Below are 18,667 nucleotides of genomic sequence, written 5' to 3'. Positions count from 1 at the left end.
GTATCCCTCCGCGAGATACCCACTTCCTTTTGCTGCCGCTGCCGGTTCTAATAGGTCCCTTACAGACCGTTCTTCCGGCGGCTCCGGGGTGATGGCCCCATCAATGCCTTGCGGATCGCGGTTGTCAGTGTACGGCGTCGTACCAGCTGACTACGAATCGTTAATCGTTCTTGGGGGAGTGGCCGATGAGCCGACTGAAACGTTCGGTGACATAGCGTAGTCGCTGAGACGAGGCTGTGACGCGCGGAACATCGAGCGGACTTGAAGAACCGACTACCGTATGTCCACGGTCTGCGCGTCGGGCTGGCACGTGGTGATCACGTGGCCTACTGTCTTGCGACCAGTCCGCTTCAGTCTCCGACGAAGGCAGGGGGTAGCTGATCAGCATGGCTACATCGGCACAGAAGAAGTCCGCCCCCCAACGTTCTGCCGCGGCCAAGAAGAGCGCCGCGAAGAAGTCCGAGCCGGTCCAGAAAACGACGGCCCGGAAAGCCCCGGCACGGAAAACCCCGGCGAAGGCCTCGCCGGCCAAGAAGACTCCCGCGAAGAAGTCGGCGTCGACTTCCACCGCGGCCAAGAAGGCTCCGGCCAAGAAGATCCCTGCCAAGGAAGCCCAGACGAAGAGGGTGGCCATGAAGACGAACGAGAACAGGACCCCGGCCACGGCGCCGGCGAAGTCCGCTGCACATACGGCCGAAACCTTCAAGGTGAAGCCGGGCGAGGATCCGTGGACCGCTGCCGAGCTCGCCGAGCTCCGCACGGAACTCGAGGGTGAGGTCGAGCACCTCAAGGAAGAGATTCGCGACGCCGAGCAGGAGATCGCGGGCCTGTTCCGCGACGGCAGCGACGGCGCCGGGAACGACCAGGCCGACGTCGGGTCGACCACCCTGGAGCGGTACCACGAGCTGTCGCTGGCCAACAACGCCCGCGACATGCTGAACCAGATCGAGTTCGCGCTGACCCGGATCGACGACGGCACGTACGGCGTCTGCGAGAACTGCGGCAACGCGATCGGCAAGGGTCGGCTGCAGGCGTTCCCGCGTGCGACACTGTGCGTGTCATGCAAAGAACGCCAGGAACGCCGCTGAACGACCCCACCTCGTCTCACCAGGTGGGAGACGCAGAACCAACGGAACCGGCCGACGAATCGTCGGCCGGTTCTCCGCCGTCTCCTCCGTCGACCCGGTCGTGGAAATGGATCGGGCTGTTCGGCGGGGTCGGGCTGTTGATCCTGCTTCTCGACCAGATCACCAAAGCGCTTGCTTTGGCTCATCTCACGCCCGGTGAGCCGGTGAACGTGATCGGGAGCCTGCTCAAGTTCAACCTGATCCGGAATCCGGGCGCCGCGTTCAGTCTCGGGACCGGTTACACGCCGTACATCTCGGCGGTCCAGATCACCGTCGCGATCGGCGTGGTGTACCTGTCCCGGCGGCTCGGGTCGGCGGGCTGGGCGGTCGCCTTCGGGCTGCTGTTCGGCGGCGCGGTCGGGAACATCATCGACCGGATCTTCCGCGAGCCGTCGGCCTTCCACGGGCACGTGGTCGACTTCCTGCAGACGCCGCACTGGGCGATCTTCAACGTCGCGGACATGGCGGTGACGTCGGCCGCCATCCTGCTGGTGATCCAGACGCTGCGCGGGGTCAAGCTCGACGGGACCCGGGAGCAGCGGCGGTGACATCTGGAACCTCAGGGACGTCCAGGACCGTGATGGTGCCGGACGGACTCGCGGGGGAGCGGCTCGACGCGGCGCTGTCCCGGCTGTTCGGCGTGTCCCGGACCAAGGCGGCGGAGCTGATCGAGTCCGGCCTGGTCCAGGTCGACGGCGTCGCCGCGCCCAAGTCCGCCCGCGTCACCGCCGGGGTGATGCTCGACGTCGAGCTGCCGGCGCCGCCGTCCGAGGTGACCGTCGTACCGGAGACCGTGGACAACCTGCGGATCGTGTACGACGACGACGAGATCGTCGTCGTCGACAAGCCGGTCGGGGTCGCCGCGCATCCGTCGCCCGGGTGGACCGGCCCAACCGTGATCGGCCATCTGGCCGGCGCGGGGTTCAACATCTCCACGAGCGGCGCGGCCGAGCGCAAGGGCATCGTGCACCGGCTCGACGTCGGCACGTCCGGGCTGATGGTGGTCGCTAAGACGGAGTACGCGTACACCGCCCTCAAGCGCGCCTTCAAGGAGCGGACGGTCAAGAAGATCTACCACGCGCTGGTGCAGGGTCATCCCGACCCGTTCACCGGCACCGTGGACGCGCCGATCGATCGGCACCCGCACCACGACTACAAGTTCGGCGTGGTGGCCGGCGGCAAGCCGAGCGTGACCCACTACGAGACGCTCGAGGCGTTCCGGTACGCGACGCTCCTCGAGATCACCCTCGAGACCGGCCGCACGCACCAGATCCGCGTCCACATGTCCGCGATCGGCCACCCGTGCTGCGGTGACCTGACGTACGGCGCCGACCCGGTCCTCGCCGAACGCCTGGGACTGACTCGCCAATGGCTGCACGCGATGCGTCTCGGCTTCACCCACCCGGGCACCGGCGAGTATGTCGAGTTCACCTCGGAGTACCCGGCCGACCTGGACCAAGCCCTGGACCTGCTCGTCGACACATGAGGGCCCGCCGGGCGCTGACGATCGCCACCATCGTCGCGCAGGGAGTCTTCATCGTCGGCACGCTCGTCGGCGGCGCGATCGAGGGCCACGGCTACAACGCCGCCCGCCACGACATCAGCGACCTCGCGGCGCTCACCGCCCACCACGCGACCCTGGCCCGCTTCAGCCTCGGCATCGCCGGCGTCCTCACGATCGCGTTCGCGCTTCTCGTACTGCGGCCTGCCCTGCGCACCGCCGACGGCCGCGAGTCCGCCGGCGCCTGGCTGGTCGCCTTGTCGCTGGCAGGCTGGGACAACCTCAGCGACGCCTTCTTCCGCCTCGACTGCCGCGACGCGGACGTCGGCTGTGTGTCGACGGCGTCCTTCGACTCCTGGCACGCCAAGGTGCACCTCGCGTCGTACGTCGTCGCCGGCGTGGCGACGGTGATCGCGCCGTTCCTGCTCTCCCGCCGGATGCGCACGCTCGACGGCTGGCGCGACCTGGCCGGCCCGACCCGGATCGCCGGCTTCGTCATCGTCGCCGCGCTGGCCGTGACGGTGTTCAGCGGCGGCACCGCGGTCCAGGGTCTGGCCCAGCGGTTCGCGCTCTTCCTGGTGTCGTTGTGCGTCGTACCGCTCGCCGTACGAGTGCTGAGACTGACCGGATAGCGGGCGGGTTGGGGACTCGTCGGAGAGCCCGTTCGGAAACTGTCTGAAGGGCGAACTAGGCTGCTTCAGTCACGCTCACTTACGCCCTGGGAGGTCCGCGCCGATATGGGGTCCAGCGACAGTTTCGTGCATCTTCATGTGCACACCGAGTACTCGATGCTGGACGGCGCCGCACGGATCGACGAGTTGTTCAAAACCGCCCAGGAGATGGGCCAGCCGGCCATCGCGACGACCGACCACGGCTACGTGTTCGGGGCGTACGAGTTCTGGAAGACCGCGAAGAAGTACGACGTCAAGCCGATCATCGGCGTCGAGGCGTACCTGACGCCGCACACCCACCGCTCCGAGCGGAAGCGGGTCAAGTGGGGCGACGCGAACTCCGGTCGTGACGACGTCTCCGGCTCGGGTGCGTACACGCACATGACGCTGCTGGCGAAGAACACCTCCGGCATGCACAACCTGTTCAAGATGAGCTCGCTGGCCAGCCTCGAGGGCTACTACTTCAAGCCCCGGATGGACCGCGACCTGCTGAACACCTACGGCCAGGGCCTGATCGCGACGACCGGCTGCCCGTCCGGCGAGGTGCAGACCCGGCTCCGCCTCGGGCAGTACAAGGAGGCCGTCGAGGCCGCGTCGGAGTTCCGGGACATCTTCGGCAAGGAGAACTTCTACTGCGAGCTGATGGATCACGGCCTCGGCATCGAGCGGGACATCCAGAAGGACCTGCTGAAGCTGGCCAAGGAGCTCGGACTGCCGCTGGTCGCGACCAACGACCTGCACTACACCAAGCCCGAGGACTCCCAGGCGCACGCCGCGCTGCTGTGCGTGCAGTCCGGCTCGACGATGACGGATCCGAACCGGTTCAAGTTCGACGCGAACGAGTTCTACGTCAAGACCGCCGCCGAGATGCGCGAGGTCTGGAAGGACTTCCCGGAGGCCTGTGACAACACGCTGCTGATCGCCGAGCAGTGCGATGTCAGCTTCACCGAGGGCGAGGGCCGGTTCATGCCGCGCTTCCCCTGCCCGGAGGGTCACAACGAGGAGTCCTGGTTCGTCGCCGAGGTCGAGACCGGCCTGCACCGGCGCTACCCGGCCGGTATCCCGGACCAGGTCCGCAAGCAGGCGGAGTACGAGATCGAGGTCATCACCTCGAAGGGGTACGCCGGGTACTTCCTCGTCGTCGCCGACTTCATCAACTGGGCCAAGGAGCACGGCATCCGGGTCGGCCCGGGCCGTGGTTCCGGCGCCGGCTCGATGTGCGCGTACTCGATGAAGATCACCGACCTGGACCCGCTCCAGCACGGCCTGATCTTCGAGCGCTTCCTCAACCCGGAGCGGATGTCGATGCCCGACTTCGACATCGACTTCGACGACCGTCGCCGTCCCGAGGTGATCCGCTACGTCACCGAGAAATACGGCGACGACCGGGTCGCGATGATCGTCACCTACGGCACGATCAAGGCCAAGCAGGCGATCAAGGACGCCGGCCGGGTGCTGGACTACCCGTTCGCGATGGGCGACCGGATCACCAAGGCGATGCCGCCGTCGGTGATGGGCAAGGACATCCCGCTGTCCGGCATCTTCGACTCCGGCCACAAGCGGTACTCCGAGGCCACCGAGTTCCGCTCGCTGTACGAGTCCGACCAGGACGTCCGCAAGATCGTCGACACCGCCCGCGGCCTGGAGAACCTGAAGCGCCAGTGGGGTGTGCACGCGGCCGGCGTGATCATGTCCAGCGAGCCGCTGATCGAGCTGATCCCGATCATGCGCCGCGAGCAGGACGGCCAGATCATCACCCAGTTCGACTACCCGAGCTGCGAGACGCTCGGCCTGGTCAAGATGGACTTCCTGGGTCTGCGCAACCTGACGATCATGGACGACGCGGTCAAAAACGTCGAGGCCAGCCGCGGCATCACACTGGACCTGGACCAGCTGGCCAAGTCGCTCGACGACCAGCCGACGTACGACCTGCTGGCCCGCGGTGACACGCTCGGCGTGTTCCAGTTCGACGGCGGCCCGATGCGTGCGCTGCTGCGCCTGATGCGGCCGGACAACTTCGAGGACATCTCCGCGGTCGGCGCGCTCTACCGGCCCGGTCCGATGGGTGCGAACAGCCACACCAACTACGCACTCCGCAAGAACAAGCAGCAGGAGATCAGCTACCCGCACGATGAGCTCGCCGTCGCGCTGGAGCCGATCCTGGGGACGACGTACGGCCTGATCGTCTACCAGGAGCAGGTCATGGCGATCGCCCAGCAGCTCGCCGGGTACACGCTCGGTAAAGCCGACCTGCTCCGCCGGGCGATGGGTAAGAAGAAGCGCGAGGTCCTCGACGCCGAGTACGTCGGCTTCTCCGAGGGCATGAAGGCGAACGGCTTCTCCGAGCAGTCGATCAAGGCGCTCTGGGACGTGCTGGTCCCGTTCTCCGACTACGCGTTCAACAAGGCGCACTCCGCGGCGTACGGCCTGGTGTCCTACTGGACGGCGTACCTGAAGGCGAACTTCCCCGCGGAGTACATGGCCGCTGTCCTGACGTCCGTGAAGGACGACAAGGACAAGATGGCCATCTACCTGAACGAGTGCCGCCGGATGGGCATCAAGGTGCTGCCGCCGGACGTCAACGAGTCCGACTCGAACTTCACCCCGGTCGGCACCGACATCCGCTTCGGCCTGTCCGCGATCCGCAACGTCGGCGTGAACGTGGTCGCCGAGATCGTCGCGGCCCGGGAGGAGAAGGGCCGGTTCACCGACTTCGTCGACTTCATCGACAAGGTGTCGCTGCCGGTCTGCAACAAGCGCGTGATCGAGTCGCTGGCCAAGGCCGGTTCGTTCGACTCGATGAACCACGCGCGCCGGGCCGTGGTCGCGGTGCACGAGCAGGCCGTGGACGAAGCCATCGACCTCAAGCGGAACGAGGCGCACGGCCAGTTCGACCTGTTCTCGATGGGTGACGACGATGCGGATGAGGGCGAGGGCAACAGCCGCCTGACCGTCACCGTCCCCGAGATCGAGGAGTGGGACAAGGCCACCAAGCTCGCGCACGAGCGCGACATGCTGGGGCTGTACGTGTCCGACCACCCGCTGTTCGGCGTCGAGCACGTGCTCACCAACGGCAGCGACTGCACGATCGGTCAGCTGCTCGCCGACGAGGACCGCCCCGACGGCAGCCGGGTCACGATCGGCGGCCTGGTGACCGCGGTCCAGCGGAAGGTCAACAAGCGCGGCGACATCTACGCGATCGTCACGATCGAGGACCTCGAAGGTTCGATCGAGGTGATGATGTTCTCCTCGGCGTACCAGCTGCACGCGCACCTGCTCACCAACGACGCGATCATCCTGATGAAGGGCCGGGTACGCCGCCGCGAGGACCGGCTCGAGCTGAGCGGCGACGAGGTCGTCGTACCGGACCTGACCGAGGGCCCGAGCGGACCGGTCGTGATCACGATGGCGGCCAACCGGTGTACGCCGCCGGTGGTCACGCAGCTGCGCGACGTGCTGAAGTCGCACCCGGGGATGACCGAGGTGCAGCTCAAGCTGCAGGCGCGGCAGAAGACCGAGATCTGGCGGATCGCGGATCAGTACCGGGTCACGCCGACGGCCTCGCTGATGGCCGACCTGAAGGCGCTCCTCGGTCCGTCCTGCCTGGCCAGCTGATCGGCGCTGGAACCGATGCGGCACACTGTCGACGTGAGTCAAGAGTCGTCTCAGCCTTCGCCGTACGTGGCGCCGGCGTCGAGTAATCCGTTCGGTGCACCGCCGGTGGTTGAGCGTCCGCTGCCGTGGGCGAAGGCCGTGCTGGTGACGGTCGCGGTGTTCCTGGTTGCCGGCGTAGTGGCCGGCTGGGCGTGGCAGGAGTTCTCCCCGCTCGCGCAGTACACCGTGGACGAGCAGGGCGGTGCGCTCGGCGAGGAGCAGATGACCCGGATCTTCGGGCCGGACGGGACGTTCACCGCGATCGGATTCCTTGCCGCGCTGGTGCTCGGTGGAGCGCTGTTCTGGTGGCTGCGGAACTACGGTCCGTGGTCGGTGGCGATTGTTGCCCTCGGCGCCTGCTTGGGCGGGGGCGTCTGCTGGGGCGTCGGCATGCTGCTCGGGCACGACGCGATCGAGCCGCGGCTGCGCGCCGCCCGGCCGGGTGATCTGGTCGCAGCGCCGCTCGAGCTGCATACCTGGACACCGGTGGCCGCCTGGCTCGTCGGCGCTGCGCTCGCGTGCGCGGTGATCGCCGCCACGACGTGGCGCGCGGATCCTGTTGCTCCGGTTGCAACCACTTCGCAACCTCCTGCGTCAGACCCTGCGCCACCGGTCCACTAGCCTTTGCAGGTCCGGCGGGTGAGGCCACCGGAGCCAGCGAGGGAGCTTATGTCCGACCAGAACCAACCCCCCAACCCGCAGTACCCAGGCGCCGGCGGTCCGCAGTACGGTCCGCCGCCCGGCCAGAATCCAGCTCAGCACCCGGGCCAGAACCCGTGGCCGCAGCAGGGCCGGCCGCCGGTTCCGCCGCAGCAGGGTCAGCCGCCGCGGGGGCCGCAGGGACAGCCCCAGGGTCAGCCACAGTACGGACAGCAGCCCGGGTATCCGCCGCAGCAGCCGATGCACCCGCAGCAGGGTCAGCCGCAGTACGGCGGGCCGCAGCAGGGGCAGCAGTACGGCCAGCAGTATGGCCAGGGCGGTCCGCAGTACGGTCAGCCTGGGCAGGCGTCGTACGAGCAGATGCACATCGGTGGTCAGCCGCAGTGGCAGCCGGAGCCGAAGAAGAAGCGCGGCAAGGTGATCCCGATCATCGCCGCACTCGCGATGGTCCTGGTCGTGGCCGGCGGCGGAATCTTTGCCTACGGCAAGCTTGCCGGCGGCAAGCAGCCCGCCGACGTGCTGCCGGGTACGGCGGTCGCATACGCCCGCGTGGACCTGAACCCGTCGGCCGGCCAGAAGGTCGCCGCGATCCGGTTCATGATGAAGTTCCCGTCGGTGAAGGACAAGCTCGGCCTGACCGGCGACAAGGACGATCTGCGGCAGAAGCTGTTCGAGCAGATCAAGAAGTCCTCCGGTGACGACCTCGCCGACGTCGACTACGACAAGGACATCAAGCCGTGGCTCGGTGACCGGGCCGGTATCGCCGCGCTCCCGCCGGCCGACGGCAAGCGCGAGCCGGACGTGGTGGTCGCGGTCCAGGTGAAGAACCAGGACGCCGCGAACAAGGGCATGGACAAGCTCCTCGCGAACGAGGACAAGAAGCCGGGCCGCGCGTTCAGCGACGGGTACATGCTGCTGTCCGACGACCAGGCAACGGTCGACTCGGCCGTTGCGACCGCCAAGGACAACCCGCTGACCAAGAACGCGAAGTACAGCGCGGACATGGACAAGCTGGGCGAGCAGGGCTTCCTGTCGGGCTGGGCGGACGTGAAGGGGATCGCCTCGATCACCGGCAAGGTCGACTCCGGTCAGATCGCCGGCCTCGGCGACGCCACGACGGCGGTCGCGCTGCGGTTCGACGCGTCGTACGTCGAGCTCAAGGGCATCGGTCAGGGCGACAAGAGCATCAAGGTGAACTCGGGCGCCGACGCCGCCGACCTGATCACGAAGCTGCCGGACAGCACGGCCGGCGCGATCGCGATCTCCGGTGGCGACAACCTGATCGACACCGCGTGGCAGCAGGTGCAGAAGGCGGGCGGCGAGAACCTCAAGCCGATGCTCGACCGGATCAGCGAGGAGACCGGCCTGACGCTGCCGGACGACCTGAAGAGCCTGGCCGGCAAGAACCTCGCGGTCGCGATGGACAAGGACACTGCGAACGGTCCGAAGATCGCGGCCCGGATGGAGACCGACCCGGCGAAGGCCGAGCCGGTGGTGCAGAAGCTGACCTCGCTGCTGCGGCAGCGTTCGTCGGCCAACATCCCGATCGAGACCGCGAAGGACGACGACACGCTGGTGGTCTCGACCAGCAAGGAGTACGCCGACCAGGTGCTGCAGGGCGGCAACCTCGGTGGGACCGACAACTTCAAGCAGGCGCTGCCGGACACCAAGGGCGCGTTGATGATCGGGTACGTCGACTTCGCGTCGATCGGCTCGCTCAGCCAGCGGTTCGCCGACGACAAGGACCTGGCGGCGCTCCGCTCGGCCGGCATCGTCACCCGCTCGACCGGCGACGGTCAGGCCGAGTTCAGCCTGCGGGTCGTCGCGAAGTAGCCACTCGCTGAAAGCCCCGGGCGTCCGCACGTGGACGGCCCGGGGCTTCTTCGTGATCGTCTACAGTGCGGATATGGACGGGGACCTGGTAGCACGGTTGCGGTCGACCTACGAGGATCTGCACGCTCACCCGGAGCTGTCCGGGGATGAATACCGTACGGCGGGGATCGCCGCGAGCTGGTTGCGTGAACAGGGCTTCGACGTACTTGAGGGCGTCGGTGGAGCCGGTGTCGTCGGCGTGCTGAGTCAGGGCGACGGGCCGACGGTGTTGCTGCGTGCCGACATGGACGCCTTGCCGGTCGCCGAAGAGACCGGACTTCCGTACGCGAGCACGGTCGACGGCGTCATGCACGCCTGCGGCCATGACATGCACGTCACGTGCCTCCTCGGCGCTGCGGTCGAGCTGGCCGCCGACCGCGACGGGTGGCGCGGGACGCTGGTGGTCGTGTTCCAGCCTGCCGAGGAGCTCGGCGCCGGCGCTCGGGACATGGTCGACGACGGCCTGTACCAGAAGGTGCCGAAACCCGACATCGTTCTCGGCCAGCACGTGGCCCCGATCCCGGCGGGCACGCTGGGGTTGCGACCCGGACCCTCGTTCGCGTCCGCCGACACCCTGCGCGTCACGCTGTTCGGTGTGGGCGGTCACGGGTCCCGCCCGGAGGCGACGGTCGATCCGGTCCTGCTCGCGGCGACGACCACCGTCCGCCTGCACACCGTGGTCTCCCGGGAGGTCGCCGGCAACGACACCGCCGTACTGACTGTCGGTGCGATCAACGCCGGCACGAAGGCCAACATCATCCCCGACAAGGCCGAGTTGCTGGTGAATGTCCGCAGCTACTCCGAGCAGGTGCGCAGCCGGGTGCTCGGAGCGATCGAGCGCATCGTCGCCGCGGAGGCTCAGGCCGCCGGGGCCCCGCGACCGCCGACCGTCGAGCGACTGGAGGCCGTGCCCGCCCTGATCAACGATGCTGCCGCCACCGAACGGACGCAGCAGGTGCTGGAGTCCGTCGTCGGTGCCGGACGGGTGGTCGACCCGGGCCTGATCACGGGCAGCGAGGACGTCGGCATTCTCGCCGAGTCCGCCGACGCGCCGATCGTCTACTGGCTGCTCGGCGGGGCCGACCCGGCCGAGTTCGCCGGCGCCGAGTCGATGGAGCAGATTGTCCAGGTCGTGGCCGGTCTGCCGTCCAACCACTCGCCGCACTACCACCCGGTCCCGAGCCCGACGATCGAGATCGGCGTCAACGCACTGGTCACCGCGGCCCGCCACTGGCTCGATTCTTTGCCGGGTGATGTCGAAAAGCCGGGACCGGGTTCTACCTCCTGAGTGAAAGCACCTGTTCACGAGAAGGAGAACCACCATGAACCACATCAGCGAGATCCGGACCGTCGGCGTACCGGTGACCGACCAGGACCGTGCGGTCGCGTTCTACACCGAGACGCTGGGCTTCGAGGTGTTGATGGACGCCCCGCTGCCGCAGTTCGGCGGTCGCTGGATCGTCGTCGCGCCGGCCGGCTCGGCGGCGAGCATCGCGCTCGTGCCGGCGTCGGACGGCAACCCGGCCGGCGTCGACACCGGCATCCGGATGGGCAGCCAGGACGCGAAGGCCGCCCATCAGCACTTCCTCGACAGCGGCGTGGACACCGACGAGCTGCTCGAGTGGCCCGGCGTCCCGCCGATGTTCAGCCTGCGGGACCAGGACGGGAATCGTCTCTACATCTCGCAGTTCTGACTACAGCCGTACTCCGGTGAGCGAGGCGCAGGCCTCCAGGAATCCCTCCTGCGCCTCGCGATCCGAAGCCAGTGGATGAGTCCGATGCGGCTGCTCATGGTAGTAATACCCACCGCTGCCGGTGTCCGTCGCGGTCGCCAGCCACGCCTGCGTCAAGTGCCCCTGGCTGAGGTCGCCCGGCGCACCGCGACCGCCCATCTTGGTCGGCACCCAGCCGGGGTCGACCGCGTTCGACTGCACCTCCGGCCACAGCCGGGCGACGGCGAAGGTCAGCAGTACGTCGTGCAGCTTGGAGTCCGAGTACGCCTGCGCTCCACGCCACCGCCGTCGTACCCACTGCAGATCGTCCAGCACCAGGTCACCGCCGAGGTGCATGCCCGAGCTGAGGTAGATCAGCCGGTCCGGTCTATCGATGAGGGCAGTCAGCAGGTACGGCGCGAGCGCGTTGATCGCGAACACGTGCTCCAACCCGTCGACCGTCTCTCTTCGCGGCTCTTGGTACCCGACCGCCGCGTTGTGTACGACGACATCGAACCGGCCGGACTCGTTCGCCTGCCGCGCCACGTCCCGCGTCTCGTCGAGACTTGAGAGGTCGCCGACGACGGCCGTGGCCGCGCCCGGGACAGCCGCGAGAGCCTCGCGCGCACGTCGCTCGCTGCGAGCGTGGAGCACGACCTCATGCCCCTGTGCGACCAGCTCCCGCGCGAGCATCCGCCCGAGGCCGTCCGCCGAACCAGTGATCAGAGTGCGTGTCACAGCACCCACTCTGCCTCAGACGAGAACTCAGACCAGCACATGGCCGCCGTCGACCGACACGATCGAGCCGGTCGCGTACCCCTGGTTCATCAGATAGACGTACGCCGCCGCGATGTCCTGGGTCTCGCCGACCCGGCCGACCGGGATCAGTCGCGAGGTCTCGTCGTACAGCGTCTGCTGGTCCTCGACGGACATGTTCGACCACAGCGGCGAGCGGACGACGCCGGGCTTGACCGCGTTGACGCGCAGCGGGGCCAGCTCCACAGCGAGTGCGCGGACCAGCGAGTCGACCGCTCCGCAGATGCTGGCCGCCACCGACCAGCCCGGACCGGGACGGTCGCCGGCGGCGCCGGTCGTGAGGACGACGGAGCCACCGGGGCGGATCTTGGACGCGGCGGCGCTGACCGCACCGAGGGCGCCGAAGTAGCGAAGCTCGAACGCCTTGCGAGCCCGGGCGAGGTCCATCGACGAAACCTCAAGCAGGGCAAGCGACTCACCGGCCGTGTAGACGAGGTGGTCGAACGGGTCGAGGCCCGCGAAGAACTCCGTCACCGCCGCGGCGTCGGTGAGGTCGACTGCCTGACCCGAAGCCGAGTCGGGCAGGGACTCCAGAGCACGCTTCACCGATTCAGGGTTGCTCGAGGCAACGATCACGGTCGCGCCCTGGTCGGCGGCGAGTTGGGCGGTCGCGAGGCCGATACCCGACGTACCGCCGAGGACCACGACGCGTTGGTTCTGCAAGGACATGGCAAGACCTTTCGTGGGTGGGGATTCCCTTCCACGATGCGGTCGCCGGGCAGCTGCCGTCCAAGACCTGTTCCGGTCGCTGTAATACCCTGAAGGTATTATGGACCTCGATCTCCGCAAGCTCCGGTACTTCGTGGCCGTCGCCGAGGAACTGCACTTCGGCCGGGCCGCGGAGCGGCTGCACATCGCGCAGCCGGTGCTGTCCCGGCAGATCCGGGCGCTCGAGGACGAGCTCAGGGCGCAACTCTTCGTCCGCACCAAGCGCGCCACCGAGCTCACCCCGGCCGGGCGGCAACTGCTCGACGACGCGGGCCCGCTGTTGTTCGCGGCAGATGCGACACGTCGACCAGTGGCCCAAGCGGCACGCGGCTCGAAGACGTTCACCATCGGCTTCATGCCGGGTCTGACCGTGACCGAAGCAGTCCGCGCGTTCGGCGCGAGCCACCCCGACATCGACGTCGAGCTGATCCGGACCACCTGGAACGACCAGGTCGACGTACTGCACGACGGGCGGGTGGATGTCAGCATCGTCCGCCTGCCGATCGACCAGGCCGGGCTGACCGTACGCCCGCTGTTCGAGGAGCCACGCGTCGCGATGCTCCCCTCCGACCACCGCCTCGCCGGCAAGCCTGTCATCGACATCGCCGACCTCGCCGACGAGCACCTGCTCCAGGACCCGGACGCCGTACCGGAATGGCGCGACATCGCCCTCGAACTCCGCACCCGCACCGCAAAGCCGATCCCCGCAATGCGCAGCGTCGAAGAAAAACTCGAACACGTCGCCACCGGCCGCGGCATCTCGATCATCCCGCTGTCCGTGGCGACGTTCTACCGTCGCCCCGATGTTGTCGCCGTCCCCGTCACCGACCTTGCCCACAACAGCGTCTGTCTCGCGTGGGTCTCCACCCGGCGTTCGCGGCTGATCCAGGAGTTCGCCGCGCTGGCCGGGACCGTCGACTGGAACGCTGCCCGATAGGGCAGTGCCACCGGATGGAATCGGTGGCACGATCGAAGGATGCGGTGGAGCGCAGCCGCCCTCCTGGTGCTTGCGCTGATGGGATGTTCTGGTGGGGGAGACAGGCCAACAGCTCAGCCGGGCGCGCCCGCGACGCTGCCGGCGCCCGGCACGGCAACCCTCGAACCGGCGAAGGCCCGATCCTTGCAGGACGTCCTCGCGAAGGTGGTCGCCGTCCCGGACAGCCCGTCCGGCTCGCGAGGTGTGACCGCGGCCGTGGTCACCGACAACTGGGTGTGGTCGGGTGCGGCCGGAGCGGACATCCGCGGTACGGCGTTGCGGCCGAACACCAGCATCCCGGTCGAGAGCATCACGAAGACCTTCGTCGCCGCCGAGGTACTGCTACTCGCCGAAGCGAAGAAGCTCGATCTCGAGGCGCCGCTGTCGACCTACGTGCGGCACAAGCTGACCGCGAACAATGCGACCGTTCGGCAGCACCTGTCGATGACGGCAGGTGTGCAGGACTTCCAGTCGGCCGACTACGGCGAGCTGGCCGACGCGGTCGCCGCCGCACCGAGCAGACACTGGACGATCGACGAGGCGCTGAACTACCTCACGACTGCGGTCAAGCCGCCGGGCGGTTCGCCCAGCTACAGCAATCCGAGCTACGCGCTGCTCGCGATGCTGATCGAGAAGGTGACCGGTGGTCCGTTCGCTGCTGCGCTGCGGCGCGATCTGGTCGCGCCCGCCGGTCTGCAGCACGCGGCCTTCCAGGACGGGGAGAAGCCGCAGCCACCTGTGGTCGGTGACGACAACGACTCGTGCGGTGAACCCGACGGCTACGTCCCGTGCCGTGCCTTCGCGAGCGCCACCGCGCCGTACGGCGGGCTGGCCGCCGATGCGCCGACCGTCGCTCGTTGGGGTTACCAACTGTACGGTGGACGCGTGCTGCCGCCCGGCCCGACCGGCGAGCTGACCAAGGGCACCGAGTACGGCCTCGGCACGATGCTGATGGCGCGACAGTTCGGCCTCGGTACGGCGTACGGGCACGGTGGCGACGGACCGGACCATTCCAGCCTGCTGGTCGTGATCCCGGAGAAGCGGGTGTCGGTCGCGCTGATCTTCGCCGACGGCGGCCGGAACATCGGTGTGCCGATGGCCGAGCTGACGAAGGCGCTCGAGCCCTTGCTCAGCTGATCGTCAGCGACGCACCCGGTAGCGGATGTGGGTTGCCTGTGGGGTGTCGATCACGCGCGCGATCTCCAGCTCGATTCGCTCAGGCAGTACGTCGAAGAGGCGCATGCCGCCGCCGAAGAGGACCGGGACCTGGTCGATCTGTAGTTCGTCGAGTACTCCGGCTGCCAGCGCCTTCTGTGCGGTGACTGCGCCGTGTACCAGCACGTCCTTGTCGCCGGCAACCGCCTTCGCCTGAGCGATCGCGGTCTCGACGTCGGTGACGAACGTGACCTTCTCGTACGGCGAAGTCGCGGTCGGGTCGCTGGTGACGACGAAGATCGGTACGCCGTGGTGGTCGCCGCCGTAGAAATCGACCTGCTCGCCCGTGCGGCGGCCGACCACGACCGCGCCGGTCGCCTGCAGCTCGTCCCAGATCACGGCGGCCTTGCCCGCGGGTCGGCCGACGTCGCCGTCCTCGTTCAGGTACCACTCGTGCAGCCGCATGAACTCGTCGCCGCCCGGGTTACCGATCCCGTCGTTCGGGCCCGCGATGTAGCCGTCGGCGGACATCGACATCAACAACACAGCTGAAGACATGAGCGTTCTCCCTTGGCTCGATGGCGCGGCTGATCCGCACCATCTTCTGCCTTCGCGTCGAAGAACCCCGGCCGGTTTCGACATCAGTCCGCGGCCAGTGCCTCCAGTACGCCGTCGCCGTACTTGGCCAGCTTGTTCTCGCCGACGCCGCTGATCCTGCCCAGCTCAGCCAGCGACGACGGCAGGTCGGTCGCGATCTGCCGCAGCGTCGCGTCGTGGAAGATGACGTACGCCGGAACGCCCTGCTCCTTCGCCACCGCGCCCCGCCACGCGCGCAACCGCTCGAAGACCGGCGCCGCCTCCGGTGGCAGATCGACCGCCGCCTTCTTCCCGCCCGACGACCTACTCGACGACCGGACCCGCTCGGGCTCCCGGCGCATCATCACCTCACGCCGACGACCGAGCACCTCACCGCTCTCCTCGGTCAGTACGAGCGTGCCGTAATCACCCTCGACCGCCAGCAACCGCAGCGCCAGCAATTGCCGGACCACCCCGCGCCACTCGGAGTCCTTCAGCTCGGTGCCGATCCCGAACACGGTCAGCTCGTGGTGCCGGAACTGTTTGACCTTGTCGGTCTCCTTGCCGAGCAGGATGTCGACCAGCTGCCCGGCGCCGAACTTCTGCCCGCGCTCGTGCTGCAGCCGATACACCGTGGACAAGAGCTTCTGCGCCGCGATCGTGCCGTCCCACGACTCGGGCGGTGTCAGGCAGGTGTCGCAGTTCCCGCACGAGTCGCCGTGCTGTCCGAAGTACGCAAGCAGTTGCGACCGGCGGCACTGCACGGTCTCGCACAACGCGAGCATCGCGTCGAGGTGCGAACCGAGCCGGCGGCGATGCGCGAGATCACCCTCGGACGTGTCGATCATCTTCCGCTGCTGGACGACGTCCTGCAGACCGTACGCGAGCCAGGCCGTCGACGGCAGGCCGTCACGCCCGGCGCGACCGGTCTCCTGGTAGTAGCCTTCGACCGACTTCGGCAGATCGAGATGCGCGACGAACCGGACGTCCGGCTTGTCGATCCCCATCCCGAACGCGATCGTCGCGACCACGACCAGCCCGTCCTCCCGGAGGAACCGCGACTGGTTGTCCGCGCGCGTCCGGCTGTCGAGGCCGGCGTGGTACGGCACGGCCTCGATCCCGTTCTGCGTCAGGAAGGTCGCGGTCTTCTCGACGCTGTTGCGGGACAGGCAGTACACGATGCCCGCGTCGCCGGCGTGCTCGGTGCGGAGCAGGTCGAGCAACTGCCGCTGCGGGTTGTCCTTCGGAACGATCCGGTACTGGATGTTCGGCCGGTCGAAGCTCGCGACGAAATGCTTGGCCTCGGACAGGTTCAGCCGGGTCGCGATCTCCTTGTGCGTCGCCTCGGTCGCGGTCGCGGTCAACGCGATCCGCGGTACGTCGGGCCAGCGCTCGTGCAGCTCGGACAGCATCAGGTAGTCGGGCCGGAAGTCGTGCCCCCACTGGGACACACAGTGCGCCTCGTCGATCGCGAACAGCGAGATCTTGCCCTGGTCGAGCAGTCGCACGGTCGACTCGACCCGCAACCGCTCGGGCGCGAGATACAGCAGATCGAGCTCGCCGGCCAGGAACGCCTGCTCGACCTCGCGCCGCTGGTCGAAGTCCTGCGTCGAGTTCAGGAACCCGGCCCGGACGCCGAGAGCCGTGAGCGCATCGACCTGATCCTGCATCAACGCGATCAGCGGCGAGATCACCACCCCGACGCCGGACCGGACCAGCGCCGGGATCTGGTAGCACAGCGACTTGCCGCCACCGGTCGGCATCAGCACCAGCGCGTCGCCGCCCGCGACCACGGTGTCGATGATCTCGGCCTGCTGACCGCGAAAGGCGTCGTACCCGAAGACCCGGCGGAGGGTCTGCAGGGCTTCGGAGTCAGGCAGTGCGGTTGTCTCGCTCACCTCGGCGAGTCTAATGAGATCGACCGACAGATGCCGACTCGATCGCCGCAGCCTGTGGATTACTTCGGGATCTCACCCGCATACGTGCCGACGCTCCACAGATTGCCCTCGAAATCGCGCACGGTGAACCCACGCGATCCGTAGTCGGTATCCTCCAACCCGCGGACCACGACCGCGCCCGCACCGATCGCACGGCCGATCAGGCTGTCGGGATCGTCGTGCACGAGATAGACCGACTGGCGCTGATCCGTCAGCGCGGTGAACTCGTCCGGCTCGGCCTTCGCATCGGCCGAGCCCAGCATGATCCCGCCGCCGGTCGGCCAGGACAGCTCCGCGTGGGCGATCGAACCTTCGACGGCGCCTTGGTACGACGCGACCACGGTGAAGCCGAGGCCTTCGGTGAGGAACTTCAGCGCCGCTTGCCCGTCCCGGTAGTGCAGCCCGGGCCAGACGCCGATCACATTCTTCTCAGTCACAGTGTTCATACCTTCGAGACTCGCGCCCCGGCAGGGGTGAAGTCTTGAAGGTTTGGGAGTTCCTCGGTCATCCATTGCCGTGGCGAGCAACCCGCGATCGCCTGGAACTCACGGGTCAGATGCGCCTGATCGGCATATCCGGCCGCGGCGGACAGGTCGGCCAGTCGCGTCGTCGGGTGCTGGCGCAGGTGTCCGGTGACGCGCTCGAAACGCAGTACGCGAGCCGCGACCTTGGGCGCCAAACCGAGCTCCCGCGTGAAGCGGTCGGTGAGGTGGCGCCGGCTCCACCCGACCTCGGTCGCGAGCTCCTGGATGCCGATCGATCCGCGGGACGCGCAGAGTCGCTGCCAGGCCCAGCTGACCTCCGGCTGAGCCGTGCCCGCGTTGCGTTGGCCGAGTTGCTGCAGCAGCAAGCTCTCGATCAGGTCGAACCGCTTGTCCCAGCTCGGCTCTTCGCGCAGCTGCTCGGTCAGCTCGCGCGCCGACCGACCGAGCACCTCGTCGAGGCCGACCACGATCGAGGCGAGCTGACCCGGCGGCAGCCCGAGGAGCTCGCGGGCCGCAGGGGGAGTGAGCGAGATCTGTACCCCGGCCCGGCTGTCGGTCTGGCCGATATGCACCGCGGTGGAATGCAGCCCACCGGCGAGTGCGTCGTACTTGTCGACCGGGTGGCCCGGCCACGCGACACCGAGCGCCTCGTCCAGCGTGATGACGAGCGTCATGAACCGTGACGGCAGGCCGCGGTGCAGCTCCATCGGATACCCGTACGACGCGTAGCCGACGAGGTCGCCGACATACGGGCGCAGGGCAGGGTGCACCGGCCGTGTGTGGTGCTCCATCCCTGCCATGACCACAGGCTAGATCC

Annotated in this window: 17 protein-coding genes; 11 read left to right on the top strand and 6 right to left on the bottom strand. The window is 68.0% G+C overall.

Annotation, left to right across the window (positions count from 1 at the left end):
* Positions 1–386: 386 nt before the first annotated feature.
* The 9 genes from ACFWUU_RS00760 to ACFWUU_RS00720 all read left to right on the top strand — a co-directional run bounded on the left by ACFWUU_RS00760 (position 387) and on the right by ACFWUU_RS00720 (position 11,179).
* The gene (locus ACFWUU_RS00760) at positions 387–1,088 is read left to right on the top strand and encodes a TraR/DksA C4-type zinc finger protein (protein ID WP_380171540.1); all 702 of its coding nucleotides are present in this window, start codon (positions 387–389) and stop codon (positions 1,086–1,088) included.
* Positions 1,089–1,111: 23 nt separating this feature from the next.
* A complete protein-coding gene (gene lspA / locus ACFWUU_RS00755; protein ID WP_380171538.1) occupies positions 1,112–1,675 on the top strand; it encodes a signal peptidase II in 564 nt (187 codons plus the stop codon).
* Positions 1,676–1,707: 32 nt separating this feature from the next.
* Positions 1,708–2,613 carry an RluA family pseudouridine synthase gene (locus ACFWUU_RS00750; protein ID WP_380174245.1) on the top strand — a complete coding sequence of 302 codons (906 nt, stop codon included), beginning with the start codon at positions 1,708–1,710 and terminating at the stop codon, positions 2,611–2,613.
* On the top strand, positions 2,610–3,260 hold the full coding sequence (locus ACFWUU_RS00745; protein WP_380171536.1) for a DUF998 domain-containing protein: 651 nt from the start codon (positions 2,610–2,612) through the stop codon (positions 3,258–3,260). The genes ACFWUU_RS00750 and ACFWUU_RS00745 overlap by 4 nt, the downstream gene beginning before the upstream one ends.
* A gap of 105 nt (positions 3,261–3,365) precedes the next feature.
* Positions 3,366–6,914, top strand: a complete 3,549-nt coding sequence (gene dnaE / locus ACFWUU_RS00740; RefSeq protein WP_137254547.1) for a DNA polymerase III subunit alpha — start codon at positions 3,366–3,368, stop codon at positions 6,912–6,914.
* A gap of 33 nt (positions 6,915–6,947) precedes the next feature.
* Positions 6,948–7,574 (top strand): hypothetical protein, encoded by a 627-nt coding sequence (locus ACFWUU_RS00735; protein WP_233714716.1) that lies wholly within the window; start codon positions 6,948–6,950, stop codon positions 7,572–7,574.
* Positions 7,575–7,622: 48 nt separating this feature from the next.
* Positions 7,623–9,446: a DUF3352 domain-containing protein gene (locus tag ACFWUU_RS00730; protein WP_380171534.1), complete on the top strand. Its 1,824-nt coding sequence runs from the start codon at positions 7,623–7,625 to the stop codon at positions 9,444–9,446.
* Between the two features lie 73 nt (positions 9,447–9,519).
* Positions 9,520–10,773, top strand: a complete 1,254-nt coding sequence (locus ACFWUU_RS00725; protein WP_380171532.1) for an amidohydrolase — start codon at positions 9,520–9,522, stop codon at positions 10,771–10,773.
* A gap of 34 nt (positions 10,774–10,807) precedes the next feature.
* Positions 10,808–11,179 (top strand): VOC family protein, encoded by a 372-nt coding sequence (locus ACFWUU_RS00720; protein WP_380171530.1) that lies wholly within the window; start codon positions 10,808–10,810, stop codon positions 11,177–11,179.
* Here ACFWUU_RS00720 and ACFWUU_RS00715 read toward each other — a convergent pair whose 3' ends face one another.
* Both ACFWUU_RS00715 and ACFWUU_RS00710 read right to left on the bottom strand, forming a co-directional pair.
* Positions 11,180–11,935 carry an SDR family NAD(P)-dependent oxidoreductase gene (locus tag ACFWUU_RS00715; RefSeq protein WP_380171528.1) on the bottom strand — a complete coding sequence of 252 codons (756 nt, stop codon included), beginning with the start codon at positions 11,933–11,935 and terminating at the stop codon, positions 11,180–11,182.
* Positions 11,936–11,962: 27 nt separating this feature from the next.
* The gene (locus tag ACFWUU_RS00710) at positions 11,963–12,682 is read right to left on the bottom strand and encodes an SDR family oxidoreductase (RefSeq protein ID WP_380171526.1); all 720 of its coding nucleotides are present in this window, start codon (positions 12,680–12,682) and stop codon (positions 11,963–11,965) included.
* A gap of 100 nt (positions 12,683–12,782) precedes the next feature.
* Here ACFWUU_RS00710 and ACFWUU_RS00705 point away from each other — a divergent pair, with 100 nt between their 5' ends.
* Together ACFWUU_RS00705 and ACFWUU_RS00700 are read left to right on the top strand one after the other, a co-directional pair.
* Entirely contained in the window at positions 12,783–13,658 is an 876-nt protein-coding gene (locus ACFWUU_RS00705) for a LysR family transcriptional regulator (protein WP_380171524.1), read from the top strand.
* Positions 13,659–13,697: 39 nt separating this feature from the next.
* Complete coding sequence (locus ACFWUU_RS00700; protein ID WP_380171522.1) at positions 13,698–14,834, top strand: serine hydrolase domain-containing protein; 1,137 nt, start codon at positions 13,698–13,700, stop codon at positions 14,832–14,834.
* A 3-nt stretch (positions 14,835–14,837) separates the two neighbouring features.
* Here the strand turns inward: ACFWUU_RS00700 and ACFWUU_RS00695 are convergent, their stop codons facing one another.
* From ACFWUU_RS00695 to ACFWUU_RS00680, 4 genes are all read right to left on the bottom strand, one after another.
* Positions 14,838–15,410: a dihydrofolate reductase family protein gene (locus ACFWUU_RS00695; RefSeq protein ID WP_380171521.1), complete on the bottom strand. Its 573-nt coding sequence runs from the start codon at positions 15,408–15,410 to the stop codon at positions 14,838–14,840.
* Positions 15,411–15,493: 83 nt separating this feature from the next.
* Positions 15,494–17,326: a DNA helicase RecQ gene (recQ, locus tag ACFWUU_RS00690; protein WP_380171519.1), complete on the bottom strand. Its 1,833-nt coding sequence runs from the start codon at positions 17,324–17,326 to the stop codon at positions 15,494–15,496.
* Positions 17,327–17,385: 59 nt separating this feature from the next.
* Complete coding sequence (locus tag ACFWUU_RS00685) at positions 17,386–17,811, bottom strand: VOC family protein (RefSeq protein WP_137254557.1); 426 nt, start codon at positions 17,809–17,811, stop codon at positions 17,386–17,388.
* Positions 17,808–18,650: a helix-turn-helix domain-containing protein gene (locus tag ACFWUU_RS00680; protein WP_380171517.1), complete on the bottom strand. Its 843-nt coding sequence runs from the start codon at positions 18,648–18,650 to the stop codon at positions 17,808–17,810. Before ACFWUU_RS00680 ends, ACFWUU_RS00685 begins: the two co-directional genes overlap by 4 nt.
* Positions 18,651–18,667: the final 17 nt, after the last annotated feature.

This window comes from Kribbella sp. NPDC058693, from assembly GCF_042715335.1.
In the GTDB taxonomy this organism is placed as follows: Bacteria; Actinomycetota; Actinomycetes; order Propionibacteriales; family Kribbellaceae; genus Kribbella; species Kribbella jiaozuonensis.
This window is presented reverse-complemented; position numbering and strand designations above follow the sequence as displayed.

Bases quoted from the DNA above. Each gene is read 5' to 3' on its own strand.
- ACFWUU_RS00760 (WP_380171540.1), top strand. From the start codon at position 387: ATGGCTACATCGGCACAGAAGAAGTCCGCCCCCCAACGTTCTGCCGCG.
- ACFWUU_RS00750 (WP_380174245.1), top strand. From the start codon at position 1,708: ATGGTGCCGGACGGACTCGCGGGGGAGCGGCTCGACGCGGCGCTGTCC.
- ACFWUU_RS00745 (WP_380171536.1), top strand. From the start codon at position 2,610: ATGAGGGCCCGCCGGGCGCTGACGATCGCCACCATCGTCGCGCAGGGA.
- dnaE (WP_137254547.1), top strand. From the start codon at position 3,366: ATGGGGTCCAGCGACAGTTTCGTGCATCTTCATGTGCACACCGAGTAC.
- ACFWUU_RS00730 (WP_380171534.1), top strand. From the start codon at position 7,623: ATGTCCGACCAGAACCAACCCCCCAACCCGCAGTACCCAGGCGCCGGC.
- ACFWUU_RS00725 (WP_380171532.1), top strand. From the start codon at position 9,520: ATGGACGGGGACCTGGTAGCACGGTTGCGGTCGACCTACGAGGATCTG.
- ACFWUU_RS00720 (WP_380171530.1), top strand. From the start codon at position 10,808: ATGAACCACATCAGCGAGATCCGGACCGTCGGCGTACCGGTGACCGAC.
- ACFWUU_RS00710 (WP_380171526.1), bottom strand. From the start codon at position 12,682: ATGTCCTTGCAGAACCAACGCGTCGTGGTCCTCGGCGGTACGTCGGGT.
- ACFWUU_RS00705 (WP_380171524.1), top strand. From the start codon at position 12,783: ATGGACCTCGATCTCCGCAAGCTCCGGTACTTCGTGGCCGTCGCCGAG.
- ACFWUU_RS00700 (WP_380171522.1), top strand. From the start codon at position 13,698: ATGCGGTGGAGCGCAGCCGCCCTCCTGGTGCTTGCGCTGATGGGATGT.
- ACFWUU_RS00695 (WP_380171521.1), bottom strand. From the start codon at position 15,410: ATGTCTTCAGCTGTGTTGTTGATGTCGATGTCCGCCGACGGCTACATC.
- ACFWUU_RS00685 (WP_137254557.1), bottom strand. From the start codon at position 17,811: ATGAACACTGTGACTGAGAAGAATGTGATCGGCGTCTGGCCCGGGCTG.
- ACFWUU_RS00680 (WP_380171517.1), bottom strand. From the start codon at position 18,650: ATGGCAGGGATGGAGCACCACACACGGCCGGTGCACCCTGCCCTGCGC.